This is a genomic window from Arthrobacter sp. FW306-04-A, from assembly GCF_044358315.1.
Classification (GTDB): domain Bacteria; phylum Actinomycetota; class Actinomycetes; order Actinomycetales; family Micrococcaceae; genus Arthrobacter.
This window is the reverse complement of sequence record NZ_CP084559.1, coordinates 2377509-2404315: the sequence shown is the minus strand read 5'-3', so window position 1 is coordinate 2404315 and position 26807 is coordinate 2377509. Positions and strand designations below refer to the sequence as shown.

The 26807-nt window shown below is 62.7% G+C and carries 25 protein-coding genes; 16 read left to right on the top strand and 9 right to left on the bottom strand.

Going from position 1 to position 26807, the window contains the following annotated elements; all coding sequences use genetic code 11:
- Positions 1-47 precede the first annotated feature (47 nt).
- The 14 genes from dop to LFT43_RS10940 all read left to right on the top strand — a co-directional run bounded on the left by dop (position 48) and on the right by LFT43_RS10940 (position 15877).
- Entirely contained in the window at positions 48-1664 is a 1617-nt protein-coding gene (gene dop, locus LFT43_RS11005) for a depupylase/deamidase Dop (protein WP_395803018.1), read from the top strand.
- Positions 1665-1786: 122 nt separating this feature from the next.
- The gene (locus tag LFT43_RS11000; RefSeq protein ID WP_184735227.1) at positions 1787-1990 is read left to right on the top strand and encodes a ubiquitin-like protein Pup; all 204 of its coding nucleotides are present in this window, start codon (positions 1787-1789) and stop codon (positions 1988-1990) included.
- Positions 1991-2068: 78 nt separating this feature from the next.
- Positions 2069-2878 (top strand): proteasome subunit beta, encoded by an 810-nt coding sequence (gene prcB / locus LFT43_RS10995; RefSeq protein ID WP_395796717.1) that lies wholly within the window; start codon positions 2069-2071, stop codon positions 2876-2878.
- Position 2879: 1 nt separating this feature from the next.
- Positions 2880-3587 carry a proteasome subunit alpha gene (gene prcA / locus LFT43_RS10990; protein ID WP_395796715.1) on the top strand — a complete coding sequence of 236 codons (708 nt, stop codon included), beginning with the start codon at positions 2880-2882 and terminating at the stop codon, positions 3585-3587.
- 1 nt (position 3588) lies between these two features.
- On the top strand, positions 3589-4953 hold the full coding sequence (gene pafA, locus LFT43_RS10985; RefSeq protein ID WP_395796713.1) for a Pup--protein ligase: 1365 nt from the start codon (positions 3589-3591) through the stop codon (positions 4951-4953).
- A gap of 109 nt (positions 4954-5062) precedes the next feature.
- Positions 5063-5995 carry an FKBP-type peptidyl-prolyl cis-trans isomerase gene (locus LFT43_RS10980; protein ID WP_395796711.1) on the top strand — a complete coding sequence of 311 codons (933 nt, stop codon included), beginning with the start codon at positions 5063-5065 and terminating at the stop codon, positions 5993-5995.
- 50 nt (positions 5996-6045) lie between these two features.
- Complete coding sequence (locus LFT43_RS10975; protein ID WP_059389230.1) at positions 6046-6441, top strand: FKBP-type peptidyl-prolyl cis-trans isomerase; 396 nt, start codon at positions 6046-6048, stop codon at positions 6439-6441.
- A gap of 95 nt (positions 6442-6536) precedes the next feature.
- Positions 6537-8573: a helix-turn-helix transcriptional regulator gene (locus LFT43_RS10970; protein ID WP_395796708.1), complete on the top strand. Its 2037-nt coding sequence runs from the start codon at positions 6537-6539 to the stop codon at positions 8571-8573.
- 9 nt (positions 8574-8582) lie between these two features.
- On the top strand, positions 8583-8933 hold the full coding sequence (locus LFT43_RS10965) for a hypothetical protein (RefSeq protein WP_395796706.1): 351 nt from the start codon (positions 8583-8585) through the stop codon (positions 8931-8933).
- A gap of 32 nt (positions 8934-8965) precedes the next feature.
- Positions 8966-9235: a Sec-independent protein translocase subunit TatA gene (gene tatA, locus LFT43_RS10960; RefSeq protein ID WP_395796704.1), complete on the top strand. Its 270-nt coding sequence runs from the start codon at positions 8966-8968 to the stop codon at positions 9233-9235.
- Positions 9236-9283: 48 nt separating this feature from the next.
- The gene (gene tatC / locus LFT43_RS10955; protein WP_395803016.1) at positions 9284-10078 is read left to right on the top strand and encodes a twin-arginine translocase subunit TatC; all 795 of its coding nucleotides are present in this window, start codon (positions 9284-9286) and stop codon (positions 10076-10078) included.
- Between the two features lie 24 nt (positions 10079-10102).
- Positions 10103-13000 carry a DEAD/DEAH box helicase gene (locus LFT43_RS10950; protein WP_395796702.1) on the top strand — a complete coding sequence of 966 codons (2898 nt, stop codon included), beginning with the start codon at positions 10103-10105 and terminating at the stop codon, positions 12998-13000.
- A 32-nt stretch (positions 13001-13032) separates the two neighbouring features.
- Positions 13033-14697, top strand: coding sequence for an amidohydrolase (locus tag LFT43_RS10945; RefSeq protein WP_395796700.1), 1665 nt, complete (start codon positions 13033-13035; stop codon positions 14695-14697).
- Between the two features lie 436 nt (positions 14698-15133).
- Entirely contained in the window at positions 15134-15877 is a 744-nt protein-coding gene (locus LFT43_RS10940) for a polyprenol monophosphomannose synthase (RefSeq protein ID WP_395796698.1), read from the top strand.
- Positions 15878-15960: 83 nt separating this feature from the next.
- On the opposite strand, the gene LFT43_RS10935 is transcribed toward LFT43_RS10940, so the two are convergent.
- The 4 genes from LFT43_RS10935 to LFT43_RS10920 form a co-directional block, all read right to left on the bottom strand.
- Positions 15961-16308, bottom strand: coding sequence for an RNA polymerase-binding protein RbpA (locus LFT43_RS10935; RefSeq protein ID WP_059389983.1), 348 nt, complete (start codon positions 16306-16308; stop codon positions 15961-15963).
- Between the two features lie 316 nt (positions 16309-16624).
- The gene (locus LFT43_RS10930; RefSeq protein ID WP_395796696.1) at positions 16625-17644 is read right to left on the bottom strand and encodes an SPFH domain-containing protein; all 1020 of its coding nucleotides are present in this window, start codon (positions 17642-17644) and stop codon (positions 16625-16627) included.
- 104 nt (positions 17645-17748) lie between these two features.
- Positions 17749-18210: an NfeD family protein gene (locus LFT43_RS10925; protein WP_395803014.1), complete on the bottom strand. Its 462-nt coding sequence runs from the start codon at positions 18208-18210 to the stop codon at positions 17749-17751.
- 108 nt (positions 18211-18318) lie between these two features.
- Complete coding sequence (locus LFT43_RS10920) at positions 18319-19173, bottom strand: methyltransferase domain-containing protein (RefSeq protein ID WP_395796694.1); 855 nt, start codon at positions 19171-19173, stop codon at positions 18319-18321.
- Positions 19174-19241: 68 nt separating this feature from the next.
- Between LFT43_RS10920 and LFT43_RS10915 the strand changes: the two genes are divergently transcribed.
- Positions 19242-21269 (top strand): S9 family peptidase, encoded by a 2028-nt coding sequence (locus tag LFT43_RS10915; RefSeq protein WP_395796692.1) that lies wholly within the window; start codon positions 19242-19244, stop codon positions 21267-21269.
- On the opposite strand, the gene LFT43_RS10910 is transcribed toward LFT43_RS10915, so the two are convergent.
- The 5 genes from LFT43_RS10910 to LFT43_RS10890 form a co-directional block, all read right to left on the bottom strand.
- Positions 21259-21936, bottom strand: coding sequence for a peptide deformylase (locus tag LFT43_RS10910; protein WP_395796690.1), 678 nt, complete (start codon positions 21934-21936; stop codon positions 21259-21261). The genes LFT43_RS10915 and LFT43_RS10910 overlap by 11 nt on opposite strands.
- Positions 21937-21961: 25 nt before the next feature.
- Entirely contained in the window at positions 21962-22825 is an 864-nt protein-coding gene (locus LFT43_RS10905; protein WP_395796687.1) for a hypothetical protein, read from the bottom strand.
- A gap of 92 nt (positions 22826-22917) precedes the next feature.
- On the bottom strand, positions 22918-24060 hold the full coding sequence (locus LFT43_RS10900; RefSeq protein ID WP_395796685.1) for an FAD-dependent oxidoreductase: 1143 nt from the start codon (positions 24058-24060) through the stop codon (positions 22918-22920).
- Positions 24053-24781, bottom strand: a complete 729-nt coding sequence (locus LFT43_RS10895; protein WP_395796683.1) for a class I SAM-dependent methyltransferase — start codon at positions 24779-24781, stop codon at positions 24053-24055. The genes LFT43_RS10900 and LFT43_RS10895 overlap by 8 nt, the downstream gene beginning before the upstream one ends.
- Positions 24781-25917, bottom strand: a complete 1137-nt coding sequence (locus LFT43_RS10890; protein WP_395796681.1) for a type III polyketide synthase — start codon at positions 25915-25917, stop codon at positions 24781-24783. The genes LFT43_RS10895 and LFT43_RS10890 overlap by 1 nt, the downstream gene beginning before the upstream one ends.
- 167 nt (positions 25918-26084) lie before the next feature.
- On the opposite strand from LFT43_RS10890, the gene LFT43_RS10885 reads away from it, so the two are divergent.
- On the top strand, positions 26085-26639 hold the full coding sequence (locus tag LFT43_RS10885; protein ID WP_395796679.1) for a hypothetical protein: 555 nt from the start codon (positions 26085-26087) through the stop codon (positions 26637-26639).
- Positions 26640-26807 lie beyond the last annotated feature (168 nt).

The following is a 26807-nucleotide window of genomic DNA, read 5'->3' as shown; positions in this document are numbered from 1 at the left end:
CCCGGCCGGAAGGCCTGCCCTCGGAGAAGCTTCCCGTGGGCGGGGCCATGCGGGTCATGGGTTCGGAAACTGAATACGGTATCCACGCGCCTTCTGCACCGGGGGCGAACGCCACGATGATGTCCGCGCGAATCATCCAGGCCTACGCGAACCTGACGCGGCAGCGGGCGGCCGGGGGCGCTGAAACGCGGTGGGACTATACGGACGAAGAACCCCTGCATGATGCACGCGGCTGGACGGTTGAGCGTAGTGCCGCAGACCCCAGCCAGCTGACTGACAGGCCGCCGGTGCTCGACGCCGAGGCGGTTGCGCTGGCCTACGGGCGGCAGGAACTCGAAGCCGATGGCAGCGACGAGTCAGGTTCGCTGCTGATGAATATGGTTCTCGGCAACGGGGCGCGCCTGTACGTGGACCATGCCCATCCGGAATACTCGAGTCCGGAAGTCACGAATCCGCGCGACATCGTTGCGTGGGACGCAGCCGGTGATCTTGTTGCCTTGGCCACGGTCCGGAAAGTCGCAGCGGATCCCGATCTGCCCGCCATCAACCTGTACAAAAACAACACCGACAACAAGTCGGTGTCCTACGGTTCCCACGAGAACTACCTCATGCCGCGCGCGGTGCCCTTCGGGGAGATCGTCCGTGGCCTGACACCGTTCTTCGTGACGCGCCAGGTCATCTGCGGAGCAGGGCGACTCGGCAAGGGCCAGGACGGTTCAACTACCGGATTCCAGATCAGTCAGCGCGCGGACTTCTTCGAAGCCGAGGTAGGACTGGAAACCACCATCAGGCGTCCGATCATCAACACCCGGGATGAGCCGCACGCCACTGCGGACAAGTACCGGCGCCTGCACGTCATCATCGGCGACGCCAACCTGAGCCAGGTGTCGAACTACCTGAAGTTCGGCACCACGGCTTTGGTCCTGAGCCTCATCGAAGCGGGCCAAGCTCCGAAGATCGAAGTGCACGAGCCCGTGGCCGGGCTGCAGGCAATCAGCCACGACACCTCCCTGGCTGCTACGGTCAGGCTTCTCGACGGTCGGCACGTAACCGCGCTGGACATCCAATGGATGTATTACGAGGCTGCCGCCAAACTTGCCCAGGAAAGTGGTGTCTCCGATTCCTTCAGTGGAGACGGCCATACGCGGGATGTCCTGGACCGGTGGGAGTCGACGTTGGGGCTTCTGGGGAGCAACCCCGCTGATGCCGCGTCTTCCGTCGAGTGGCTCGCCAAGATGTCCCTGTTGGAGGGTTACCGGAACCGTGACGGACTGGAATGGAACGACGCCCGCTTGGGGCTGATCGATTTGCAATGGTCCGACGTGAGGCCTGAGAAAGGCCTTTACTACCGCATGCTTTCGCGAGACCGGATGCAGAGAATCGTTGACGACGCCGTCATCAGCCGCGCTGTTGTCGAACCGCCGTCGGACACGCGGGCCTATTTTCGCGGGAAGTGCGTTTCCAGCTTCGGCAAGGACGTGGTCGGCGCCAGTTGGGATTCGGTCATTTTTGATGTTCCAGGCATTGGCAAACTCCAGCGGGTGCCCACGCGGGAACCCCTCCGCGGCACGGAAGCACTCACCGGCCGGCTCTTTGAGAAGCACGCTACAGCGGGTGCGTTCCTCCGTGAATTGCTCGGACTGGACCCGGCCCCGCCAGCCTGAACCGGCAGCAGGTGAAAGGCCGCCAAACGGGCTCTTAAAACCGCAGCGTCGCGGCCCACCCCGTGGCAGTATGGCATTACAGGAAGTCCCCGTTGCCGGGGATGGACAGAATGGAGAAGGAAATGGCAGCTCAGGAGCAGCAGCAACCGCAGTCCCGCGACGTCGAGACAGAGGCTGACGTCCCGGAGGCCCCGCCCGCAGCACCGGAGGCACAGGCCTCGGTCGCCACGCAGGGCGTGGACGATCTCCTCGACGAAATTGATGGCGTGCTTGAATCGAACGCGGAAGAGTTCGTTCGGGCATTTGTGCAAAAGGGCGGCCAGTAAGCAGGCGCCAGCCAATCTCAGGGCCCGGCCGGCGTGAGGCCGCCGGGCATCGGATGTCAGAGTCGAAGGAGCGCAGCAATGCAGGATCCAGCAGCCGGCCATCTGGCCACCCAAGCAACGTCTTCGTTCACAGAGCATCTGCAACGCTCCAGGCCTGAACTCCTTCCCTTTAATCAAGTGCTGCCCGCGGGACAGATTCCGCCGGTGCCCCATGCCACGACAATCGTTGCCGTTAGTTATCCCGGTGGCATCCTGATGGCGGGTGATCGGCGCGCCACCATGGGCAATGTCATCGCCAGCAGGCACATTGAGAAAGTCTTCCCGGCCGACGATTACTCCGTCCTGGGCATTGCCGGCACTGCGGGATTGGCCATCGACATCACGCGGTTGTTCCAGGTGGAATTGGAACACTACGAAAAGATCGAAGGCACCCTGTTGAGCTTGGACGGCAAGGCCAACCGGCTTGGGGCCATGATCAGGGGAAACCTGCCAATGGCCATGCAGGGTCTCGCTGTGATCCCGCTTTTCGCGGGCTTCGACCAGGCAGCCGGCGTGGGACGGCTTTTTTCTTACGATGTCACAGGGGGACGATACGAGGAATTGGAGCACCACTCTGTCGGCTCCGGTTCCGTGTTCGCCCGTGGTGCCCTGAAGAAACTGTGGCGGCCGAACCTCACCGAAGACGAGGCAGTCGCCGTCGCCGTCGAAGCCCTCTATGACGCGGCCGACGACGATTCCGCCACAGGCGGTCCGGATCCCGTCCGCCAACTCTGGCCGGTGGTGTACACGGTCAACCGCGCCGGCGCCCGTCGGGTGTCCGAACGGGAGTTGGCGACGATCGCGGGATCCATTATTGAATCGCGCGCAGCTGCCGGACGGGAGGCCTGATATGACCCAGCAGTTTTATGTTTCGCCCGAGCAGCTAATGAAGGACCGCGCGGATTTCGCGCGGAAGGGCATCGCCCGGGGCCGTTCCGTCGTCGTGATCAGTTGCGAGGACGGCATCGCGCTGGTGGCGGAAAATCCCTCGCCGTCCTTACATAAGATCGGTGAGATCTACGACAAGATCGCCTTCGCCGCGGTAGGCAAGTACAACGAGTTTGAGAGCCTCCGGCAAGCCGGTGTCCGCTACGCTGACGTCCGCGGCTATTCGTACGATCGCGAGGACGTCACTGCCCGCGGGCTGGCAAGCGTCTATGCGCAGAGCCTCGGCGCCGTCTTCACTGCGGAACAGAAGCCGTTCGAAGTGGAGCTCGCCGTGGCAGAGGTCGGGCACACCCAGGCCGAGGATCATCTGTATCGGCTGACCTTTGACGGTTCCATTGCCGATGAGAACGGCTTTGTGGTCATGGGGGGCTTGGCCGAGCAAGTAGCGGAGGCCGTGGCTGGCGGCTGGAAAGCCGATCTCAGCCTTGCCGGCGCCCTGCGTCTGGCGGTCAAGGCACTTGCAACGGACAAGGACGTGGACGCCCTGCCCGGGACCGCCGTCGAGGCCGCAGTGCTGGACCGGAGTCCGGAAAGCGGGCGCGGGTCCCGTCGGGCATTCCGGCGGCTCCGGGCAGAAGAAATCACACAGCTGCTGGCAGGGGAGGCCTGAGATGGACAAGAGGATATTCGGGATAGAAACCGAGTTCGGTATTTCGTATTCGAGCCCCGACTCAAGGCCCTTGGCCCCCGAGGAAGTCGCCAGGTACCTTTTTCGCAAGGTGGTGAGCTGGGGGCGCTCGTCCAACGTCTTCCTGACCAACGGCTCGCGCCTTTACCTTGACGTCGGCTCGCATCCGGAATACGCCACCGCCGAATGTGACGACCTCGCGCAGCTGATCGCCCACGACCGTGCTGGCGAACTCATTCTCGATGACCTCGTAGATGAAGCGCAGGCGCGCCTCGCGGCGGAGGGATTCAACGGCACGGTCTACCTGTTCAAGAACAACACCGATTCCGCCGGAAACTCCTATGGCAGCCATGAGAACTATTTGATTCCCCGGCGCGGTGAGTTCTCGCGGCTCGCCGAGATCCTCATTCCCTTCCTCGTCACACGGCAGCTGATCGCTGGTGCGGGCAAGGTCCTGAAGACGCCCCATGGTGCCACCTTCGCGTTCTCGCAGCGGGCAGACCACATTTGGGAAGGCGTATCTTCGGCAACCACAAGGTCCCGCCCCATCATCAACACCCGCGATGAGCCGCACGCCGATGCCGAGTTCTTCCGTCGCCTGCACGTGATCGTCGGTGACTCGAACATGTCCGAGACCACCGCCCTGTTGAAGGTGGGAACAGTGGATCTGCTCCTGCGCATGATTGAGGCCGGAGTAATCATGCGGGACATGCGCATGGAGAACCCGATCCGCAGCATCCGCGAAATCTCCCACGATCTCAGCGGTAAGGCCTTGGTCCGCCTGGCCAACGGGCGGCAACTGACGGCACTGGATATCCAGCGCGAATACCTAGCGAAGGTGAGCGCCTTCGTGTCATCGAACGGAGCCCACAATCCCCACGTACCGCTCATCCTGGACCTGTGGGAGCGCACGCTGAACGCGATTGACGGCGGCGACACCAGTGGGATCGACACCGAAGTGGACTGGGCCATCAAGAAGAAGCTGATGGACGGCTACATGCGTCGACATGGAATCGGCCTGGATTCCCCGCGGATCGCGCAGCTGGATCTCACTTATCACGACATCTCGCGCAGGCGCGGGCTCTTCTTCCTCCTCCAGTCCCGTGGTGCTGCCCGGCGCTTGGTGGCGGACACAGACATCAAGGACGCCGTGGATGCGCCGCCGCAGACCACCCGGGCAAAACTCCGCGGCGACTTTGTCAGGCGCGCCCAGGAGCTTGGCCGTGACTACACCGTGGACTGGGTCCATTTGAAGTTGAACGACCGCGCCCACCAGACGATTTTGTGCAAGGACCCCTTCCGCAGCGTCGACGAGCGGGTGGATGCCCTGCTGGACTCAATGAGCTGACTCCCAGCTTCACCGGTTATTCTGGAGGTTGGCCTTTAACGGGCCTCTACGTGCATGGCCGAGCCTGGCCCGGCCATGCTCTCCTTTTGCCCCGACGAAAGTTCAATTTGTGCGACGTCTACTAGCAATGCTTATCCCCGGCCTCCTGCTGCTCACCGCCTGCGGCGGAACCCCGGCAGCAGCCCCGGAGCCCACCAGTCAGTCCGCCGGCGAAGTCGCCAAGCTGGATTCCCTCAAGGTCTCCGACAATGGAGACAAGAAGGCCCCCGGCCTGGAATTCACCAAGCCGCTGGACGTGACACAGCCAACCATCAAACTGGTCACCGACGGCACCGGCGATAGAGTGAAGGCCGGTCAGATCGCAGAGATCGCCTACATCGCCGTCGACGGCAAAGATGGCAAGACCCTTGAAGACACCTTCACCACGGGACCCATGCCGGTCGAACTGAACGACCAACTCAAGACCGGCAGTGCTGTCCTCTACAACGCGCTGGTCGGCGCGAAAGTGGGCGCCGACATCGCTTTCGCCGTCCCCGGAACCGCGGCGAGCGGAACAACAGCGGCAACTTCGTCGCAGCTGGTGGTCTTCAAGATCACTTCCGTCAAGGACGCCACCAAGGCCCTGGACAAGCCCGAGGGGGATGCCGTGACGCCTCCCGCCGGCCTGCCCGCGGTCAAGGTCGATGACAAGGGAATTCCGCAAATTTCCGTCGACGGCGCGACGGCTCCACAGAGTCTTATTGCCCAGGACCTCATCAAGGGCAAGGGCGCCGTCGTCAAGGAAACGGACACTCTGACGGTCAACTACGTCGGCGTCAACCTGGTTGGCGGCAAGAAGTTCGACTCCAGCTACGATCGCGGAAAGACTGCAAGTTTTGCGCTGAACGGCGTCATCAAGGGGTGGACCCAAGGCCTGGCCGGCAAGACGGTCGGCTCCCGGGTTCTTCTGGTTATCCCGAAGGACCTTGCTTATGGCGACGCCGGTCAAGGTGACGCGAAGGGCGACCTCGTCTTCGTCGTGGACATCCTCGGCGCCAATTAGCCTTCAGCTAAATTCACACCGCATTGCCCTTATCAATTTGAGGAGTACCCATGTCATTTGGTCAGCGTGATTACGACCGCACTAAGCCGGAAATCGACTTCCCGGAGGGCGACGTCCCCACCGAGCTCGTCATCAAGGACATCATCGTCGGTGACGGCGCCGAGGCTCAGGCCGGCGACACCGTCTCCACTCATTACGTTGGCGTGGCTTGGTCCACGGGCGAGGAATTCGACGCATCTTGGGGCCGCGGGGCGCCGCTGGACTTCCGGGTCGGTGTCGGCCAGGTCATCCAGGGCTGGGACCAGGGGCTGCTCGGCATGAAGGTCGGCGGCCGCCGTCGTCTGGAAATCCCCTCGGAGCTCGCCTATGGCTCCCGTGGCGCGGGCGGGGCCATCAAGCCCAACGAAGCCCTGATCTTCGTTGTGGACCTCGTGGCAGTTCGCTAGGTTCCACAGCCTAGGAAGGCGCGCCTGCAGCCGGAGGAATCCGGCCGCAGACGCGCTTTCCGCCTTTGGCGCAGGAATTTAGTAACGTTGCAATCGTGTCCGCATCACGTACCGAACGACTCCTGAACCTGCTGATCGCCCTTCTGAACACGAAATACGGGCTGTCCCGGGCCGTTCTCAGGGACAAGGTCTACCACGACGCCGGCGAGAGCGACGTCGCGTTTGGCCGCATGTTCGAACGGGACAAGGCGGACCTGAAGCAGTTTGGTTTCGTGATCGAAACGCTCCTTGACCATGGTTTCGGGTCAGACGATCCCGCCTCCACGCGCTACCGCATCGGCAGGGAATCCAACCGCCTGCCGGACGTGCGTCTGACCCCTGCGGAGGGAACAGTATTGCTTCTGGCCGCGCAGTTGTGGGAACGCGCAGCGCTGGGCTCGGCGGCGGCCAGCGCGCTGCGGAAGCTGCAGGCTTCCGGCGACCTTGCCGACGTCGCACTTCCGGCGGGCGTCCAGCCGCGCATCAAGCCGGCGGGCCAAGCTTTTGACGACATCATCGCCGCCATGAATGGCCAGCACCCCGTCGCCTTCCACTACCGTGCCGCCAGCACCGGAAAAGAAGAGCGCCGCCTCGTGGAGCCCTGGGGCTTGGGGAGCCGCTTCGGCCAGTGGTACCTGGTGGGCTTCGACCGGGGTCGGGGGGCCAAACGTTTCTTCCGCCTGTCCCGGATGACAAGCGAGGTGCAGGCCGAGACCCGGGACCACTGCGAGATTCCGACGGGCTTTGATATCCGCACGGAACTGGACAGCCTCAATGAACTCCCCTTGCAGGAGGCCCAGCTCGACGTAGCGGACGGCCGCTTGCTGGGGCTCCGCAAGCGGGCGGTGAGCATCACGGACACGGCTGGCAGCACTGGCCTCCAGAACGGCACGGACCGCCTCTCGGTGCCGTTCCGGGACAGTGAGCTACTGGCCGAAGAACTGGCCTCCTACGGTCCGCACGTGGGCGTGGCCGGGCCGCCTGAGCTGCGTGGAGCCGTGATTCGGCGACTTGAAGCCGCCGCCGCGTTCGCCTCGCGCCCCGCCGTCGAGATCCGCTTTCCCGAAGCAGGTCCCGCGCCGCGGGTGCGCAAGCGAACCTCGGAGAACCAACTCAATCGGATGCTGCAGTTGGTGCCTTTCCTCGTCCACAACCAGGGATTGCCCATCCAGGAGGTGGCGGACCGCTTCGGTATCACCCGTAAGGAATTGCTCGAGGACTTAAAGATACTGATCTGCTCCGGCCGTCCTGAAGGCTATCCGGATGACTTGTTCGATATCGATTGGGAAAACGAGCACGTCTATATCCGGGAGCACCTCGAACTCAACCGGCCCATCCGCTTCAGCGTCGACGAAGCCTGCGCTCTGCTGACCGGCCTCGCCACCCTGGGCGGACTCCCCGCCCAGGCAGGAATGTCGGAAGACGAACAGAGCCGGGCCCTGGAGTCCGTGACCCTGAAGCTCACCGGCGCGGCGGGGGAGGCCGGTCGTTTGGCGGCGGCTGTCGCCGGCCCACCCGTCACCCCCGCCGATGCCGGAGCCTTCGACACCATCACCCGGGCGATCCAGGCAGGCAGCCAATTGTGTCTTCGCTACCTGTCACCGCAACGCGATTCAATTTCCGAACGGGATGTCGACCCCCTCCGGCTCTACTCGCTGGACAACACCTGGTATTTCGAGGCGTACTGTCACAGCAAAGCCGGGTTGCGGAATTTCCGCTTGGACCGCATCGAGGAGATCGCGCCGAACGGCCGGGTTGTTTCCGGGGCTGGCAGCGCCGAGGACGGCGTTCCGGTGAAGCTCTACACGCCCAACGACGACGACGTCGTGGTTGTCCTCCAGCTGACTCGACAGGGTGCCGGGCTGGCGGATGACTACTATGCGGATCGGACAGCCGTGCTTCCCGACGGCGGGCTGCTCGCTGAGATCCGATTCGGAAACGCTGACTGGTTGCCGATGTTCGTTGCCCAGCATGGCGGTGCGGCCCGGATCCTGCAGCCTGCCGAGCTGGCGGATGCCTCCGCAGAGTGGCTTGCCGCGGCCCTCGGGCAGTACAAACAACCGGACCCAATACAAACCGTGAAGGCTGGATAGACTACTCAAATGCCTTGGTGGTCCTGGATCCTTCTGTGGGTCGCTCTGATTTCGGTGTCCCTGCTTTGCTACGTCCTTTTGGGCATAAGGCTTTTCCGGACTTTCATGGCGATGGTGCATGAGTTGAGTGCAGCGGGGGAGCGGCTGGGGCATCGCACGTACCTTCCCGAGCACCCTGACGACGGCGGCAGTGCCCCGCCGAAAGCGTTCGGCGAGGCCGTTTTTGCCTCACCGGAACAGATGCGTCATGATTACGTGACGGCCCAGGCCTCCCGCCAGGAAGTACGTCGCCAAAAGCGCGTTAAGCGCAAAGCAGAGCGGGGCCAACCCCAGTCCCTGCACGACATCGAATTCAGTTAGACGTAGGATGTATTCCAACGAAAGGACTTCCCGTGGGACGACTATTTGATGGCCCTTGGCCAATTGTCATTATCATCATCGTGGCCCTGCTGCTGTTTGCGGCACCCAAGCTTCCGGCCATGGCCCGGAGCCTCGGTCAGTCGATGCGCATCATCAAATCCGAAGTCAAGGAAATGAAGAACGACGGGAAGCCGGCGGCCAAGGACGACACGGACCCCGTTGAAGGCAAAGTGGTCAACCACCCGGAAGCCAACTCCAAGAGCGGCAACGACACTGACGTTCCGCCAGCAACCCGTAGCTAAGCAGTAGTGGCAACGAAGACGGGCCGCAAAGCCAACCCCGAAGGGCGGATGGCGCTCCTAGACCACCTGAAGGAGCTTAAGAACCGGCTGATCAAGTCCGCCATCGGCGTGTTCCTGGGCGCCGTGGCAGGATGGTTCCTTTATGAGCCCGTGGTCAACAGCTTGTCGGATCCGTTGGTCAAGATCGCCGAAGAGACCAAGCGGACTGCCGTCCTCAATTTCGCGAGCGTGGCGGATCCGTTCGACTTCAAGCTCCGGATTGCCATCCAGATCGGCCTGGTCATCTCCAGCCCGGTCTGGATCTACCAGGTCTGGGCCTTCATCACTCCCGGCCTGACCAAGAAGGAGCGGCGCTACACCCTCGGGTACATGGCCGCGGCGGTGCCTTTGTTCCTGGTGGGCGTGTATGTCGCGTGGTTGGTGATTCCGAACGTTGTGCGCGCATTGCTGCAGTTCACGCCGCAAAACGGCGCCAACAACATCGACGCATCGCAGTATCTGACGTTCGCCACGCACATGCTTCTGTTCCTCGGTATCGCCTTCCTGGTCCCAGTGGTGTTGGTGGGCGTCAATATGGCGGGCGTTCTGACCGGCAGGACCATCCTCAAGGCGTGGCGTATCACCGTCTTCCTTGTGTTCGTCCTGGCCGCCGTGGCAGCTCCCGGTGCCGACGCTCTGTCGATGTTCATGCTCGCTGGCCCCCTGCTGGCGCTGTTCTTCGCCGCAATCGGGCTATGCATCCTGAACGACAAACGCCGCGCGCGCCATGAGGCGAAGGTCGCCGCTGAGACGGAAGCCACTGCCGACGTCGCCACACCTGCCTCTGATCTGGAGAATCTGTAGTCTTCCGGCCACTAGGCTTGAAGCATGTCCTCCAATTCAGGGGCCCTTTCGCCCTCAGAAGCTTTTCAAGCTGCAGCGCAAAGGAGTGCTGAGTCGAAAACCTATCTCGGCACTTTTGCCCAGTCGCTGGAATTCGAACTTGACGATTTCCAGCGTGACGCATGCCGTTCGCTGCAGGAAGGCAAGGGAGTCCTGGTTGCGGCGCCCACGGGGGCCGGAAAGACAATCGTCGGAGAATTCGCGATCTATCTCGCCCTTGAACGCGGACTCAAAGCCTTTTACACAACGCCCATCAAGGCGCTGAGCAACCAGAAGTTCTCCGAGCTTTCCGCGAAGTATGGCGCATCGAATGTGGGCCTGTTGACCGGTGACACCACCATCAACGGCGAAGCCCCCATCGTCGTCATGACCACCGAAGTCCTGCGGAACATGTTGTACGCGGACTCCGACACCCTGGGCGACCTTGGCTACGTGGTAATGGATGAGGTGCACTACCTTGCGGACCGCTTCCGTGGCGCTGTTTGGGAGGAAGTCATAATCCACCTGCCCAGCGAGGTACAGGTGGTTTCCCTGAGCGCCACGGTGTCCAACGCCGAAGAGTTCGGTGCGTGGCTGGATACCGTGCGCGGACACACCGATGTGATTGTCTCCGAGCACCGTCCTGTCCCCTTGTGGCAGCACGTCATGGTGGGCCGTGAGATCGTCGATCTCTTCGCTGGGGACACGAGCTTTGATCAGATCGCTCCGGGGGCAACCGACGGCGAGGCACCTTTGCCGGTGGCAGTACAGGAGTTGGACCGGAATCCCAGGCAGAAGGAATTCGAGGTCAATCCAGAGCTGTTGTCCATGGCCAGGGCAGAGAGCCAGATGAACTTCCGTGGCCGCTTTGGCCATGGCGGACGCAGCCGCCGCAGGCAGGACCGTCAGCGTGACAATACCGCCGGGGAGCAGCGGAGCCCGGTGCGCAAAGCCAGCCGGCCGCAGATTATTGCGAGCCTGGACCGCCAGGGGCTTCTCCCGGCCATCACCTTCATTTTCTCCCGTGCTGGATGCGACGGGGCTGTGGCGCAGTGTGCCGCAGCGGGGTTGTGGCTGACTACGGAGCGGGAACAGCAGATCATCGCTGCCCGGGTAGATGAGGCGAGCCGCGAAATTCCCGCAGACGACCTCGATGTGCTCGGGTTTTGGAGCTGGCGTGATGGCCTGCTCAGAGGGCTCGCTGCCCACCACGCGGGATTGCTGCCGACTTTCAAGGAAGTCGTCGAAACCCTGTTCGCCGACGGCCTGGTGAAGGCCGTTTTCGCCACGGAGACCTTGGCGCTGGGCGTCAACATGCCGGCCCGTTGCGTCGTCCTGGAGAAGCTCGACAAGTTCAACGGCGAAGCCCACGTCAACATCACCGCGGGGGAGTACACCCAGCTGACCGGCCGTGCCGGAAGGCGTGGAATCGACGTCGAAGGTCACGCCGTGGTCCTTTGGCAGCCGGGAACCGATCCCGCGGCTGTCGCCGGCCTTGCTTCGCGGCGCACCTATCCTCTTAATTCCAGTTTCCGGCCCACCTACAACATGAGCATCAACCTGATCGCCCAGTTCGGACGTCCCCGGGCGCGGCAGATCCTCGAGTCATCGTTCGCCCAGTTCCAGGCCGATCGTTCCGTCGTGGGGCTGGCGCGGCAGGTTCGGAGCCGTGAAGAGTCGCTCTCCGGCTATGCCGAGTCGATGAAGTGTCACCTTGGCGACTTTACCGAGTACGCGAAGCTCCGGCGGGATCTCAGCGATGCCGAGGAGTATGCATCCCGGAGTACCTCAAGAGCCCGCAAATCCCTGACCGTAGAATCCCTCACCCGCCTCATGCCTGGAGACATCGTCAAAGTTCCCGGCGGACGCTCGCCGGGTTACGCCGTCGTGCTCGATGCCGATCCCAATGCGCGTGAACCGCGGCCCGCGGTCCTGACGGAAGACAACCAGTTGCATAGGATCGGCGCCCACGAGGTCGAAGGTCCAGTGGCGCCCGTGTCCTGGATCCGCATTCCTAAGTCGTTCAACGCCAAGCTGCCCAAATCCCGCCGTGACCTGGCATCGGCAATGCGGAACGCAGTGCGAGAGGGGCGGCCGCCGGCCCGGGAGACCAGCAGGAATGAGGACTTTGGCCGAGCCCGTTACTTGCCGGACCAGGAAAAGAAAATCTCGGACCTGCGGCGCGCACTCCGCGCCCATCCTTGCCATGGCTGCAGCGAACGTGAAGACCATGCCCGCTGGGCCGAGCGTTGGTGGAAACTGCGCCATGAAACCGATGGGCTCGTCCGGCAGATCCAAGGCCGTACCAACACGATCGCGAAGACTTTTGACCGTGTGTGCGATGTCCTCGCCGCTTATGGTTACCTGCAGACGTCCGACGCCGGCCATGTCAGCATCAGCGCGGACGGCCAGCGCCTGCGCCGCATCTACGGCGAAAAAGACCTGCTGATCTCACAATCGATCCGGCAAGGGGCCATCAAGGATCTTGACGCCACCGAACTGGCTGCGCTGGCCAGCACCATGGTTTACCAAGCCAAGCGCGACGATCGCGGTCTCCGGCCCAAGATGCCGTCCATCTCCCTCGAAACCTCCGTGGACATCGTGGTGCATGAATGGTCTGCGCTGGAGGACGTCGAGGACAAGAACAGGCTCCCGCTGACGGCCGAGCCGGAACTCGGACTCGTCTGGCCCATTTTCAAGTGGGCCAAAGGCCGTCACCTTCAGGAAGTGCTCAGCGGCACCGACCTTGCCGCAGGGGACTTCGTGCGCTGGGCGAAGCAAGTGATCGATCTGCTGGACCAGATGGCCAAGATTCCCGGGCTCGAACGACGCCAGGCCAAGATATGCCGAGAAGCGATCGATCTGGTCCGCCGCGGCGTAGTGGCCTATTCCAACGTCTCCTGACCCACCACAGATTCCCAGTAAGGACCACTTCCATGACCCATCCAGGCATGCCCGCTGAAACTACGCCCCGCAAGGTCACGATGTACCGGAACGGTTCCGTCTATACCGCTGCGGACCCCTTTGCAACGGCAATGCTGGTTGACGGAGACACGGTTGCGTGGGTTGGTTCAGAGCAAGCCGCGACGTCGATTGCCGATTCCTCGATGGAAGTCATTGATTTGCGGGGAGCTTTACTCGCTCCCGGCTTCGTAGATTCCCACATGCATCTCACCGAGACCGGAATTGCGGCTGATGCCCTCCGACTGGACCGGGTCCGCTCGGCCCGGGAACTGCTCGACGTCGTCGCCCAGGCCGCAAAGGCGCTTGGTGCCAGCGGCACTGTGCAGGGTCATGGCTGGGACGAATCGATGTGGCAGGACAGGACACTGCCCGCTGCGGAGGAACTCGATCGCGCCGCCGGTGGACGCAAGGTGTATCTGGCGCGCGTGGACGCGCACTCGGCCCTTGCATCACCGTCCTTGGCATCCGCTGCTGGCATCGCCGGCCTGGACGGCTACGACGGTTCCGCGCACGTTCTGAGGGCCGCTCACACGGCCTCGCGCTTGGTCGCCAGGCAGTTCCCCGAAGCCGAGCGCCGCCGGTACCAGGAACTTGCCCTCCGTGAGGCTGCGGCCAACGGGTACGTGGCGCTTGCAGAGATGGCGGCGCCACAAATCTGCAGTGTTGAGGACCTGCGGATGTCCGCCTCGTGGAACGAAAGCCGGGAGGGTGTCCCCGAGATCCTGCCCTATTGGGGCGAACTTGCCACCTCGGCCGAGCACGTTGCTTCCATTCTGGAAGACCTGAACGTACCTGTTCTTGGCTTGGCCGGTGATTTGAACCTCGACGGTTCCATCGGGTCACGAACGGCAGCCCTCAACGCCGACTACGCTGACGCGCCGGGGCATCGTGGAAGCCTCTATCTCTCTGTGGACGAGGCTGCCCGTCATCTGGCCGCTTGTTCAGCGCTGGGAGTCCAGGCAGGTTTCCATGTCATAGGTGACGCCGGACTAAAGACCGCCCTGGATGCCTTGGACCTTGCCGCGGCAGAAGTGGGGGAGCAGCGGGTCCGTGCAGCTGCGCATCGCCTCGAACACGTGGAAATGGCAGATGCGGCGGATTTCGCCCGTCTTGCCAAGTACTCGATCACCGTGAGCGCACAGCCCGCGTTTGATGCCGCGTGGGGTGGGGCAGGAAAACTCTATGAGCAGCGCCTGGGCGGCGCACGGAGGGCGGCCATGAACCCCTTCGCCTCGTACTACTCCAGCGGCGTGCCTGTGTGCTTCGGAAGCGACAGCCCGGTCACCCCCTTGCGCCCTTGGTCCAGTGTCCGGGCATGCTTGGAGCACAGCAATCCGGACCAGCGTATTTCGGCGAGGGCCGCCTTCCTGGGACACACCCGCGCCGGGTGGCGGGCCAGCAGGCAGCGCAATCCGCTCACGGGTCAATTGGTTCCCGGGGCACCTGCGAGTTTTGCAGTGTGGGAGGTTGAAGAGCTGATGGTCCAGGTGGCAGATGACCGTGTCCAATCCTGGTCCACTGATCCCCGCGCCCGCACGCCCCTTCTGCCCGCGCTGGACAGCGGAAGCGACCCCGCCTGCCTGCAGACCGTACGGGATGGCCGGGAGCTCTTCTCAAGGGAATCATGGCGGTCATAGTCGTAAATATCCTGCCGATGCTGAAGGCCCCCTGACCTGCGTCTATGAATGAAGCCGCAGGTCAGGGGGCGCTTGACAGGGTTTGTGAAGCCCGTAGCATTTAGGGTCAACAGGCTTCCACAGGGAATACCTGGTTGTCTGGCCGCGGTGGGGTCCGTGTCAAAACAGTCAATGGGCCCGTTTTTCAGACCGTGGCACTCGTAGTGGGCAGGTCCGCAGTGCAGCAGAAAACGGTTCGGCCTCGAGTTGAAAACACGGGCCGGCACTGGACCTGGGCTTGTGGACCTGCCCGCGGCCAAAGCACACTTGGTGTGTCAAGTACCACAAGTGGCCCTGAGCACGCCGAGTTGTCGCCCTATAATGGAGAGTTGCGCCAGAATCCCAGCCTCGCTGCTGCTCCGGCCCACTGACCGCTCCATCAAGGAAAGGCCTCTTCTTGCGTGTCCTGACGATCATCCCCACGTATAACGAGCTGGAATCGCTGCCCAAGACCCTCGGACGGCTGCGCACGGCTGTCCCCGCCTCTGACGTCTTGGTTGTCGACGACAACAGCCCTGACGGCACGGGACAGCTCGCCGACAGCATTGCGGCCGAGGACAGCCAGGTCCATGTCCTCCACCGCAAGGGCAAGGAAGGCCTCGGGGCCGCCTACATTGCCGGATTCAAATGGGGTATGGCGGCTGGCTACGACGTCCTCGTAGAGATGGACGCTGATGGATCTCATCAGCCAGAGCAACTGCCGTTGTTGTTGGATGCCATCAACGACGGCGCCGACCTCGCCATGGGCTCACGCTGGGTTCCCGGCGGAGGCACTGTGAACTGGCCGCTGTACCGCCAAGCGATCTCACGCACGGGCAGCACTTACGCCCGCATCATGCTTGGCCTGAAGATCAAGGACATTACTGGAGGGTACCGTGCCTTCCGCCGGAGCACCCTTGAGGCCCTCAAGCTGGACCAGGTCGAATCGGTTGGCTACGGCTTCCAGGTGGACCTTGCGTGGAGGGTCGCCAAGCTGGGACTGAAGATCGTAGAACGCCCCATCACCTTTGTGGAGCGCGAGCTAGGGGCTTCCAAGATGAGTGGCAACATCGTTGTTGAGGCCATGATCAACGTGACCAAGTGGGGGTTGGCCTCCCGCTGGGCCGCGCTGACCCGGAAGAAGACCCCGGTTTCAAAGTAGGCCAGAACAAACAAAGGCCGGGTCCACACTCTGTTAAGAGTGCGGACCCGGCCTTTGTCTTAGGACTGCGCCTTTGGCTGGCCTTATGCCGAGCGGCGTTCCCCGCGGCGTTCGCGCAGGATGTTCAGCCGGTCTTCGAGGATCTGCTCGAGTTCGGGAAGGCTGCGGCGTTCCAGCAGCATGTCCCAGTGGGTGCGGACGGCCTTCTCGTTGGTGTCAACGGGGCGTTCGCCGTCAACCAGGAGCGCTTCCTTGCCCGTCTTTGAAACCCAAACAGGGGGAATCTCCGCTTCGGATGAGAAGGTCACGAAGACCTGCTCCCCGTCCGCGCAACGGTATTCAACCCTTTGGCGCGGTGCCGGCTCAACGCCCGACTCGGTTTCCATGCTCTGGGCGCCAAGACGCATGCCCCGCAGGCTGCGATCGCTCATGATTACTCCCTCTGTCTGTTCACGGAACCAGGCTCCGCGCTAGCCGGACGCCGAATCGACGCCGCCCGGGCTACTGTATGCACACGTTGCATCACTAGATGAAACGCCTGACCAAGCGTTAATGTTCCGTTCGGACTGAACCGACCGGACAAATACACCATTATACGCGGATCGATGCAGGCAAGACAAAGCGAGGGAGCCTTCCCCGACAAAAGCCCGCCTGACGGACCTCCGATGCAGCCCACACACGGCGAGGGACCGGCCACATGAGATGGCCGGTCCCTCGTCTCGAACTGGATTGCGAAGCCACCTTCGGCTAGGTTGGCGGATCCAGTGCCGGGGGGGTCGATCCGGAGTGTCCGGATCTAACTGCCGTGGCGGCCGCCGGTGCGGAAACTTCGGCTGCGGGCTTCCCGGGGTCGCTGAAGAGGTCTGCAGCGCCGGCCTCCCCGTTTGCGCCTCCCAGCGCACTGCCGATGCCTTTAAGGGCCTCGCCGACCTCGCTGGGGATGATCCACAGTTTGTTGGATGATCCTTCCGCGATTTTCGGCAAGATCTGAAGGTACTGGTAGGCCAGCAGCTTTTGGTCCGGATTGCCCTTGTGGATGGCATCGAAGACCTTCTGGATGGCTTGGGCTTCACCGTCGGCGCGCAGAATAGCCGCCTTTGCGTCACCCTCGGCGGCAAGAATTGCAGCCTGCCGCTGGCCTTCGGCCGTGAGGATCTGCGACTGCTTGGTACCTTCGGCGGTCAAAATTGCAGCACGCCGGTCGCGCTCGGCCCGCATCTGCTTTTCCATCGAGTCCTGGATGGAGTGGGGCGGGTCGATTGCCTTGAGCTCCACGCGTGAAACGCGGATTCCCCACCGTCCCGTAGCTTCGTCCAAGACCCCGCGGAGCTGTCCATTGATCTGATCGCGCGAGGTGAGCGCCTCTTCGAGGTTCAGGCCGCCCACCACGTTACGGAGCGTCGTGGTGGTCAGCTGTTCGACAGCCTGGATGTAGTTGGCGATCTCATAGGTCGCGGCCCGAGGATCGGTCACCTGGAAGTAGACCACCGTGTCGATGGAGACTACCAGGTTGTCTTCGGTAATCACTGGTTGCGGCGGGAAGGAGACCACTTGTTCGCGAAGATCCAACAGTGGCAGCAGGCGGTCGACGAAGGGGATCAGGATGGTGAGCCCGGGGTTGAGTGTGCGCTGGTACTTGCCCAGGCGTTCGACGACGCCAGCGCGCGCTTGCGGGATGATCCTGATCGAGCGGACCAACACGATGATCACAAATATGACGAGAACTAGCAGCACGATCGCGGCTGCAGTTCCTCCCAAGCTATCCATACATCTCCTTCATTCCCCAGTTACGTATTTGATGTGGTCTTGTGTGCGGCAACGCGCCGATCATTTTCTGGCGGAGTCTGCGGGCGCGCGTTCCCGGGCGCCGCTCAGCGCGGGCTGTTTTCCGACGTTGAGGCGACTACCGCCGTCGCGCCGTCAATCCTGGTGACCTGCACTGTCTGGCCGGCGTCGATGATTCCTGCGGCGCTGCGGGCGGTCCACACGTCGCCACCGATCTTCACCAATCCTGCCGTCGCACTGACTGGCTCCATCACGAGCGCCGATTGGCCGATCAGGCGGTCCACGTTGGTACGTTGTTCGGCAGGACCCTTGTGCAGATGCTTCAGGGCGATAGGGCGGACGAATGCGATCATCAGCAAGGACACGACGCACAGGACGACGATCTGAAGCCAGAGATCAGCTCCGGCAAAGTCCGCGACCAGTGCAGCCAACGCTCCGCCGCCGAGCATGATGAAGAAGAAGTTGAGCGTCAGCATCTCCACTACGGCAAACGCGAGGAAAACCGTGAGCCAGAGAGCCCACCAGTTGCTGCCAAGCCATTCAAACATCATTCCCCCTGTTCCCGGACTTGCGGCGGCAGCCGGCCTGATCCGGACTGCAGCGTCGGCAAGATCCAGTCGCTGTTTTTCCATCCTAGCCCGGTGCGAAGCTTCGCGTTAGGAGCGTCCCCCCGGCGCAGTGAAAACACTGAGGTTGAACTTCGCGGTGGCTCCGACTGACGATTCTGCGGCGATCGAGTCCAACAAAGCCGAACGCTCCAGATGGTGGCCTGCCGGGCCCATGAAGGCGACGTCAGCAATATCCCGCCCGTTGAGTGTGAGCTCCACGTCGAGTTGGACGGAATCCCAGGGAGTGAAGAATTCCTGCATGGACCCTGCCAAGCGCTCGTCTTTGCCCGGTTCTATGCTTAGCATTCCGGTGCGTTCCGCAATCTCCGCGAGGTGTCCGCTCCGGGGAGTCACCACGATCACCCGGCCGCCAGGACGCAACACACGCGCAAACTCCGGGGGATTCCGCGGCGCAAAGACCACGATGATGGCATCCGCGGCATGGTCCGCGAGCGGCAAGGGCCGCCAGATGTCCCACACCAGGTTGATGGCACCGGTATTCAGCCGTGCTGCCCGGCGGAGCGCGAACTTCGAGATATCGATTCCAATGGCTGCTGCTGGAGTGCGGTCCAGCACCGTATGTAGATAGTGGCCGGTGCCCGTGCCGGAATCCAGGACGAGGGATCCCGGCCCCGACAGGACCGGGGATGCCAGTTCCGCGATGGCATCAGCCAGGGGAGCGTAGTGTCCGCCGCCCAGGAAGTCGTTGCGGGCTGCGACCATCTCTGCCGTGTCCGCCTCGAAGACCGTACCCTTGCCGGTGAGCAGGTTGAAGTAGCCCTGTTTGGCGGCATCGAAACTGTGGCCGGCGACGCAATTCAACGAAAAGGGCGCCGCGCCGCTGAGACCGAAAGAACCCTGGCAGACCGGGCAGCGCAGGGAGGGGACGGCGTCGGCAAACATAGGGACAATTCTACGGTGGCCGGAGTGGCACAAACCGTCGCGACGGGACGGACGCTAGGCTCACCAGCGTGAAAGCCGAACAACTCCCGCTGCTGAATTCCGTGTCTGCCCCTGCCGCCCATCCCGATGGCACCCGCGCCGTCGTGTCCGTTACGCGGCCCGATTTCGACGTCGACGCCTACGTCGGGCAGCTCTGGAGTGTTCCTTTTGACCGTGCGACACCGCCTCGACGGATCACCCGTGGCTTCCGGGACACGGCACCCGCCTTTTCCCCCGACGGCAGGGTGCTGGCGTTCCTCCGGGCGACGCCGGACGGAAAGCCGCAACTGCACGTAGTGGAAGCCGACGGCGGGGAGCCACAAGCGATCACGGAACAGAAATTGGGAGTCTCGGAGTTTTCCTGGGCGCCCGATTCCAGCAGGATTGTGTTCTCCTCGCGGGTTCCCGAAGAAGGCCGATACGGGACGGTCGAAGGCGTCGGCGCGGGCGGCGAGGACCCTCGGCTGATCACGGACAACCAGTACCGACTCAACGGACTTGGCTACACGGCGGACAAACCCGCCCAACTGTTCGTCGTCGACGTCCCGGCGCTCGGAGCGGAACCTCCCGTGGCTCCCGTAGGGCGGGCTGCGAAAGAACGCGGAACTGAGGCGCCGAGCTTGGTGCCGGCAGCGGTGCAGTTGACGTTCGGCGACGTTGATCACACGTCACCGTCTTTCAGCCGCAACGGCGGGAGCGTCTACTTTATCGCATCGCTCCATGAAGGGCACGACGCCGATATCGCCTCCGGGATTTATCGCGTCCCGGCTGCGGGTGGCGAGCCAGAAGCCGTGCGGCCAGATGCCGCGCCGCAAGCAGTACAAGAGGTCCGCGAATCCATCGACGGCGAATGGCTGTTCTTTACAGCGCAGGACCTCGGCGACGACGGTCTGGACTTCGTCGCCAGGAACACGGCCGCGTATGTGATGCCCGTTCGCGGGGGCAGAGCCACTGTGCTGAGCGATGTCGAAGACCAGGACATTTCCGGCCCCCTCGAACCTTTCGGAGTGGATGGCATGCTTGGTCTCAACACAAGCCGCGGGAGTGTTGAGCTGATCAAATGGACGGCCGGCGGCGAGAGCGCGGTCCTCCTCAAAGGACCCCGGGTTGCGGGGGGTGCTTCCGCGGTAGGTGACGTGGTGGCCGTCAGTGTCAGCGACGCTTCAAGCAACGGCGAGGTCGGCGTCCTGGAGCAGGGCGGGCTGCGCTTGCTTACTGACTTCTCCGGGGCGCTCCGGGCGGAAGCAAATATCCTTGATCCGCAGGACTTCACCGCCACTGGCAATGATGGCTACCCGGTCCACGGCTGGGCGGTCCTGCCGGAGGGCCACGGTCCCCATCCGGTGCTGCTGACCATCCACGGTGGCCCGTTCGCTCAATACACGGCCGCATTCTTCGATGAGGCCCAGGTGTATGCAGAGGCAGGATACGCCGTCCTGATGTGCAATCCCCGTGGTTCTGCCGGATATGGTCAGGCACATGGTGGTGCCATCAAGGAGAAAATGGGCACCGTGGACATGGCGGATGTGCTCACGTTCCTGGATGGCGCCCTGCAGGCCTTCCCGACGATGGACAAGGAATCGATCGGCATCATGGGTGGGTCCTATGGCGGATATCTGACGGCCTGGGTTATCGGACATGAACACCGATTCAAGGCGGCCATTGTGGAGCGAGGTTTCCTTGACCCCGTCAGTTTTGCCGGCTCCTCAGATATCGGGTGGTTCTTCGGTGGCCAATACACCGGTGGATCTCCCGCACAGATGGCGGCCCAAAGCCCGATGGCTGTCGTGGCTGATGTCCGGACGCCTACGCTCGTGATACACAGCGAAAACGATCTCCGTTGCCCTGTTGAGCAGGGACAGCGCTACTTCGCCGCTTTGAAGGCACAAGGCGTGGAGACTGCGTTGCTTCTTTTCCCGGGTGAGGACCACGAACTTTCGCGCTCCGGTACACCGCATCACCGCCGACAGCGGTTCGAACAGATCCTCGCGTGGTGGGCGAAGTACCTGCCTTCCACCGCGAACCGATCGCGCGAATCCGCGCCGGCTAAGAGTTAAGGAAGCCCAGCCCGCGGCGTGCCTCGTCGATTCCGGGGTACGCCCAATGGGTGCCGTATTGCTGATCGTCGGCAAGGGACCGTAGCTCGGCCCTGTCCAAATAGAGTCCGCCGTGCAGATGGTCGGTCTCGTGTTGGACTATCCGTGCCTGCCAGCCTGAGAATCCTTCCGAGGCTGCACTTCCATCAGGACGTTGGTAGTGCAGGCGAACATCCCGGTGCCGCGTCACCACGGCCTGGAATCCGCGCATCGACAGGCAGCCTTCATAAAACGACGCCGTGGAAGTCCCTTCGAGCTCGTACCTGGGATTAAGGATCGCGAAGAAACCCAGCGGTGTCCTCTCACGGATTTCGGAAGCGATGGGGTCAACGTCGAAATGGTCTTCAAGCACGGCCAACTGCAAGGGAATGCCGAGCTGGGGTGCTGCGAGGCCAACGCCGGGGGCGCCGTGCATTACATCCCGCATCCGCTCGATCAGTTGCGCCAGCTCGGTGTCCTCGAGCTGGCCATCATAAGGTGCGGCGAGTTGCCGGAGCACGGGGTGGCCGACCTGGACGATGGGTGGAAGTCCTTCGAGCCCGAGTAGATCCTGAACCGCGGCGCGGATCTGGGAGGCTGTGAACGTCGTGTCCGGGCCGGGCGGCAGGGGCCGAGTCTCAAAGTCCATGGATTGAGCTTAGTGGGATGGCACCTCAATCGTCCCCGCAGCTCTTTGTGACGAAATCGTAGATGCTTCCACGCAGCGCATTACCGGCAGCAACCTTGATAGTCCCGGCAACTCCATTGACCGTCACGTGAAGTGGCATGAGCGTGCCCACTTTGTCCTCCGCGACGGCGTGCGGGTCGCATCGCGCGGGGCGGATGCTCAGGCTCAGGGTCGAGTCTTTGTCGGTGCCATGAATCACGACGCCATGGGGCCACGGGCTACCCGGGTCCGCTGCAAGGAGGGTGGTTTCGCTGATTGATTCGATGGTCATGGACCCAGTCCCGCCACGGGGTTTGACCATGATGGTCATTGTTGCGAGGCCTTTCCCGGGTCCTGGGTCCAACGTCGGCAGGAGTTCCAGGCTCGCTACTTCCGATGCGCCGCGTTCCAGGCAAAGTTCGCTGTTGTTCCGTGCCAGCACGCCGAAAGGGTCCGTCACGGTCTCGCTGTACACATGGTCCGAGCCCGCCAGCACATAGTCAACCGTGGATTCCGAGGAGCCAGGGGGACAGGTCGCAGACGGAAGTTGCACGGGCAGGCTCTTGGTCTGGCCCGACGGAATGGCTGTGCCATCGGCGCTCGAAGACCATCCGATCGTTCCACCAAAGCTCGCCGTGCGCAGGGCGGCGCGAACTACAGTGATGGTGTCCGGTCCGGGGTTGCTGAATTGGATCTCGATGATGTGCGTGCTGTAGTTATCCCGGAACTGGTTCAGTTGGGCGATGAGTGCGCTGGCCGAGGTCGTGGTCTGTGGTCCGGGCGGCGCCGAACATCCCGCGGTAGAAGCTGCCGTGATGCCCAACAGACCGATGAGTACGACGGCGGCCGCCCGCCGTCGTCGCGCCCTCACTTTTCGTCCCTGGCGGTCATGGTTGCAGTCTAAAACGCAATCACGCGCCGGTCACGGTGCTGCGGGCCGCGTTGGAAGCGCCCAAACGGCGCCTAGTGCATCGTGAATCGGCGGGCCACGAGCTCCGAGAACATCGGCAAGGTAATTGCCCGGCCGATCAGGGCGTTCCGTGCGCTCAGGACCTTCGGAGGCAACGGGCGGCCCAGCGCCATGTTCACACTTGCCTGCCAGATGGCTTTCTTCGCTGCACGCTGACGGTTGCGCTCGAACTCCGCGAGTTCCTTGCTGGCAGGCCTTCTTTCCGACGTTCGCAACGCTTCGCTGATAATCGGCGCCAGGGCAACCGCATCCAGCCAGCCCAGGTTCATCCCTTGACCGCCGATCGGGCTGATCTCGTGTGCGGCGTCGCCGAGCAAGGCAACCCGTCCGTGAACCATCCGGGAGACAAGTCGGGAGGTCACGCCGAACGCACTGATCATCGTATTGCTCGCTGAGTCCACTGAGGTTCCGGTCCGCTTCCGGATGAGGCCAGCGAGTACATGGGGAGTTGGCTCTTGGCAGGGCGCGCCAAGCCGGACCACCCACCTTCTTGTACCGCCGGGCAATGGAAAAGACTCCACGATTCCCGCCGGCTCAAGGAAGAGGACTGCATTGTTGCCGTACATCGACTCATCCCGGAAATCGCCCATGATGTAGTAGTCGGGGTAAGTACGCAAGCGCGGCTCCAGACCCAGGCCCTCACGGACGGCGGAATGGACGCCATCGGCGGCCACCACGAAGCGGCCCAGGAACTCCACCGCTGCCCCGCCTTCCTGTCCGCGCAAACGTAAGTACCCGCCGTCGTCGACCACCTCCTCGATGTGCACGCCGCGGAGAAGGGCGTCTGGATCGAGTTCGACAACCCTGGACTCGAGGGCTTGGGTGGTGAGATATTGCGGAACGGAAAGGATAAAGGGGAATTCGGCCGAAGGGCGGGCAAAGTCCATGTCGGCAACTTTGCGGCCGCCGCTGTACGCGGCCCCGTGGGTGATCCGGACGCCTGAATCGACCAGGGAATGAGCGGCACCTACAGCGTCGAGTGCGGCTAGCGCCGGCGGATGGATTCCAATGGCCCGGGTTTGGCGGCTCGACGTCGCCCGTCGCTCCAGAATGGCAACGCGGTGCCCGTGTTGCAACAGCAACGCGGCTATGTACAGCCCAACCGGCCCGGCTCCAACCACTACGACGTCAAACATGTGGAGACTCACCGGGTCGGTAAACCAGGAGGTTGTGCCACAGGCCGCTGCCTTCCACCGTCCAAGCCGGGGGAGTGGCGGCACGCAATTCCGCCATCGTGTAGCTGCGCCTGATGGACGTGAGTCCGTCGCCGTGGATATAGGAGCCGAGCCCGAGCGGCCAGGCGCCGGCCCAGAAGAGAGAGTAGGCGAGGCGGCTGCGCCTGAGGTCGTTGTGGAGGGCAATACGGGCGCACAGCCGTTCAGAGTCGCGAAGGAACGAGGCGAGTTCGGAGGACGTCAAGTGGTGCAGGACGTGGTTGGAGATGACGACGTCGAATCGGAGCCCTTCTGACACAAGCTCCGAGCTGAAGGCCTTCCGATATCTGACGCCCTCGACTGGCGGCGCGGAGTTCGCGAAATGGAAGGCACGCTCGTCCGGATCGATTCCGGTGACCTCGAGCGGGTATCCCTCCGCGGCGGCCCGGCGCGCGATGCTTCGGGCGACGTCGCCACCGCCGCAGCCGATGTCGAGGACCGTGGTGGGCGCCGCCGTCGTGAGTAATGGCCTGATCAGGGATCTGTACGTATCCCGCCAGCCAGACACCACGGCGTTGACGAGCGGAAACCGCGCGTAACTGCGGTTGAGCCTGTCGAGCTCGCAATCGGGGCGGTCCATGTCCTCAATGGCGGTCACATCACGTTCGCCGAGAAAACCGCCTGGGCGGGGGAGGGCAGGCATCACAATGCTGGGGAAACCCGGGTGAACAGCCCCGTTTCCACAGTGAGGCCGGGCCCGAATGCCATGGAACAGATACGCTCCTCCCGCTGTGCCGGAGTTTGTCCCAGGATGTGCTTCAAGACGAAGAGCACGGTGGCGCTGCTCATGTTGCCGTAGTTGCGAAGGACTTCGCGTGCCGGAATCATCTGTTCCTCGGTGAGCTCGAGCTTCGACTCGACTTTGTCGAGAATACTGCGGCCGCCGGGATGGATGGCCCAATGCGTGATGTCCCGATAGGGGAGCCCGGCCAAGGAGGGGTCGCGGGCAAGCAGCGGTTCGAGCGCCCCGGTGATGTGCTCCTCGATGATGTGCGGCACGTACGTTCCGAGAACCATTTCGAAACCCTCGTCCCCAATGTTCCAGGCCATGGCTTCTTCGCCCACCGGCGTCAGGACAGTCTCGAAATGGTCAAGCCTGATCACCGGGTCCGGCCCCTCAGGTTCACGGGAGGTCACGACGGCGGCGGCCGCGCCGTCGGCAAAGATCGCCGATCCCATGATGGTGTCCGGGTCATTCGAGGTCCGCACGTGGAGAGAGCACAGCTCCACGCAGATAACCAGAACGACGGCAGAGGGATCGGCTTGACAGAACTGCCGGGCTGCCCGGAGGGCGGGGAACGCGGCGTAGCAACCCATGAAGCCAAGGTGGTAACGCTGCACGGCCGGGCTAAGACCGAGGGCCCGGACCACCTTATAGTCGGGCCCGGGGTTGAAGAACCCGGTACAGGAGACAGTGATGACATGAGTTATGTCAAGTAAATCAATATCAGGACACTTTCCGACGGCGGCTTTGGCGGCCTCTATGAACAGCTTGGTAGCCTCGACAGCAAAAATCTCGTTGCGGACCTTGGTGCTGGGGCTCAGAACCCGGCCTGAGTCAGGGTCGAAGAATGACGGGTTCTCGGCGTGGTTATCAAGGGTCAGTTCAGCAACGGCAGTGAACCGGGTGTCAATGGCAGCTGAATCGAAGCACGTTCGCACGAGTCGGGATCCGAGTCGCGTCAGGCCCGGTTGGGATGCAAAGACGTCGCGTGCTTGTGGTTGAACAAGCACTGTGGGCGGTACGGCAGTTTCCAGAGACCTCACGTAGACCGGCATGCTTCATTTTTGGCGACGAAGATGCTGTTGACAATGGCAGAGGGGGGAAATGTGGAATGTTTTGAGGGTTTGGTTTTGCGGCGTCGCCGGGGTGCTGCTGAGGCATTCAAGACTGGCAGCGGGACGTGTTGAGGGGGGACGAGTAACCCTACGGCTAGATTTATGGCGTGAGTTCTCTTGTTGAAGAAGCCATAGAGGTTCTTTATGCGGCGAAGGTTCCATTGGCTCCGGGCTTATCGCCTTGGCAAATCGATGATGTTGAAGAGCAGTTTTCGTTCGAGTTCAGTCCTGATCATGCGCGGTTTCTGAGTCTCGCGATGCCCATAGGCCCTAGTTGGGTTGATTGGCTGGGCGATCCCGAGGGGATTCAGAAAAGGCTCGACTGGCCACGCGATGGCGTGTTGTTTGATGTGCGGGAGAATGCCTTCTGGCCCGAGGAATGGGGCGACCGGCCCACTGAAGTCACGGAAGCCCTCCAGGCGGCACGTGAGCGCTTGCGCACCGTGCCTACTCTCATCCCGATCTATTCGCACCGTTTCATGCCGGCAGCTCCAGCGCCTGCCGGCAGCCCGGTCTTTTCGGTGCATCAAACTGATGTGATCTACTACGGCAGCGATCTCGTCTCATACTTCCAACAGGAGTTCTTCAGGACCCCTGACCGAAAATCACCGAACCATCGTGTCGATTTCTGGTCTGAGCTGGCGGAAGGTCAGTGGATCTAAGGAGTCATTGCCGGTGCACAGACCCGCCCATGGCGTGGGACACCGCTCTAAAGGCTGGGCCGCGGCGAGAGCTTTCCTTTCAATTTCCATCGGTGTCGCGCGGACTAGACTGCGGTCATGGAGCTCCTCCCCACTGTTGCGTTAGGGATCAATCTCTATGTAGTCCGG

What these genes read in the sequence shown, in the direction of transcription:
- dop (WP_395803018.1), top strand. Translation starts at nt 48, where the DNA reads ATGCGGGTCATGGGTTCGGAAACTGAATACGGTATCCACGCGCCTTCT.
- LFT43_RS11000 (WP_184735227.1), top strand. Translation starts at nt 1,787, where the DNA reads ATGGCAGCTCAGGAGCAGCAGCAACCGCAGTCCCGCGACGTCGAGACA.
- prcB (WP_395796717.1), top strand. Translation starts at nt 2,069, where the DNA reads ATGCAGGATCCAGCAGCCGGCCATCTGGCCACCCAAGCAACGTCTTCG.
- prcA (WP_395796715.1), top strand. Translation starts at nt 2,880, where the DNA reads ATGACCCAGCAGTTTTATGTTTCGCCCGAGCAGCTAATGAAGGACCGC.
- pafA (WP_395796713.1), top strand. Translation starts at nt 3,589, where the DNA reads ATGGACAAGAGGATATTCGGGATAGAAACCGAGTTCGGTATTTCGTAT.
- LFT43_RS10975 (WP_059389230.1), top strand. Translation starts at nt 6,046, where the DNA reads ATGTCATTTGGTCAGCGTGATTACGACCGCACTAAGCCGGAAATCGAC.
- LFT43_RS10965 (WP_395796706.1), top strand. Translation starts at nt 8,583, where the DNA reads ATGCCTTGGTGGTCCTGGATCCTTCTGTGGGTCGCTCTGATTTCGGTG.
- tatC (WP_395803016.1), top strand. Translation starts at nt 9,284, where the DNA reads ATGGCGCTCCTAGACCACCTGAAGGAGCTTAAGAACCGGCTGATCAAG.
- LFT43_RS10950 (WP_395796702.1), top strand. Translation starts at nt 10,103, where the DNA reads ATGTCCTCCAATTCAGGGGCCCTTTCGCCCTCAGAAGCTTTTCAAGCT.
- LFT43_RS10945 (WP_395796700.1), top strand. Translation starts at nt 13,033, where the DNA reads ATGACCCATCCAGGCATGCCCGCTGAAACTACGCCCCGCAAGGTCACG.
- LFT43_RS10935 (WP_059389983.1), bottom strand. Translation starts at nt 16,308, where the DNA reads ATGAGCGATCGCAGCCTGCGGGGCATGCGTCTTGGCGCCCAGAGCATG.
- LFT43_RS10930 (WP_395796696.1), bottom strand. Translation starts at nt 17,644, where the DNA reads ATGGATAGCTTGGGAGGAACTGCAGCCGCGATCGTGCTGCTAGTTCTC.
- LFT43_RS10925 (WP_395803014.1), bottom strand. Translation starts at nt 18,210, where the DNA reads ATGTTTGAATGGCTTGGCAGCAACTGGTGGGCTCTCTGGCTCACGGTT.
- LFT43_RS10920 (WP_395796694.1), bottom strand. Translation starts at nt 19,173, where the DNA reads ATGTTTGCCGACGCCGTCCCCTCCCTGCGCTGCCCGGTCTGCCAGGGT.
- LFT43_RS10910 (WP_395796690.1), bottom strand. Translation starts at nt 21,936, where the DNA reads ATGGACTTTGAGACTCGGCCCCTGCCGCCCGGCCCGGACACGACGTTC.
- LFT43_RS10900 (WP_395796685.1), bottom strand. Translation starts at nt 24,060, where the DNA reads ATGTTTGACGTCGTAGTGGTTGGAGCCGGGCCGGTTGGGCTGTACATA.
- LFT43_RS10895 (WP_395796683.1), bottom strand. Translation starts at nt 24,781, where the DNA reads ATGCCTGCCCTCCCCCGCCCAGGCGGTTTTCTCGGCGAACGTGATGTG.
- LFT43_RS10890 (WP_395796681.1), bottom strand. Translation starts at nt 25,917, where the DNA reads ATGCCGGTCTACGTGAGGTCTCTGGAAACTGCCGTACCGCCCACAGTG.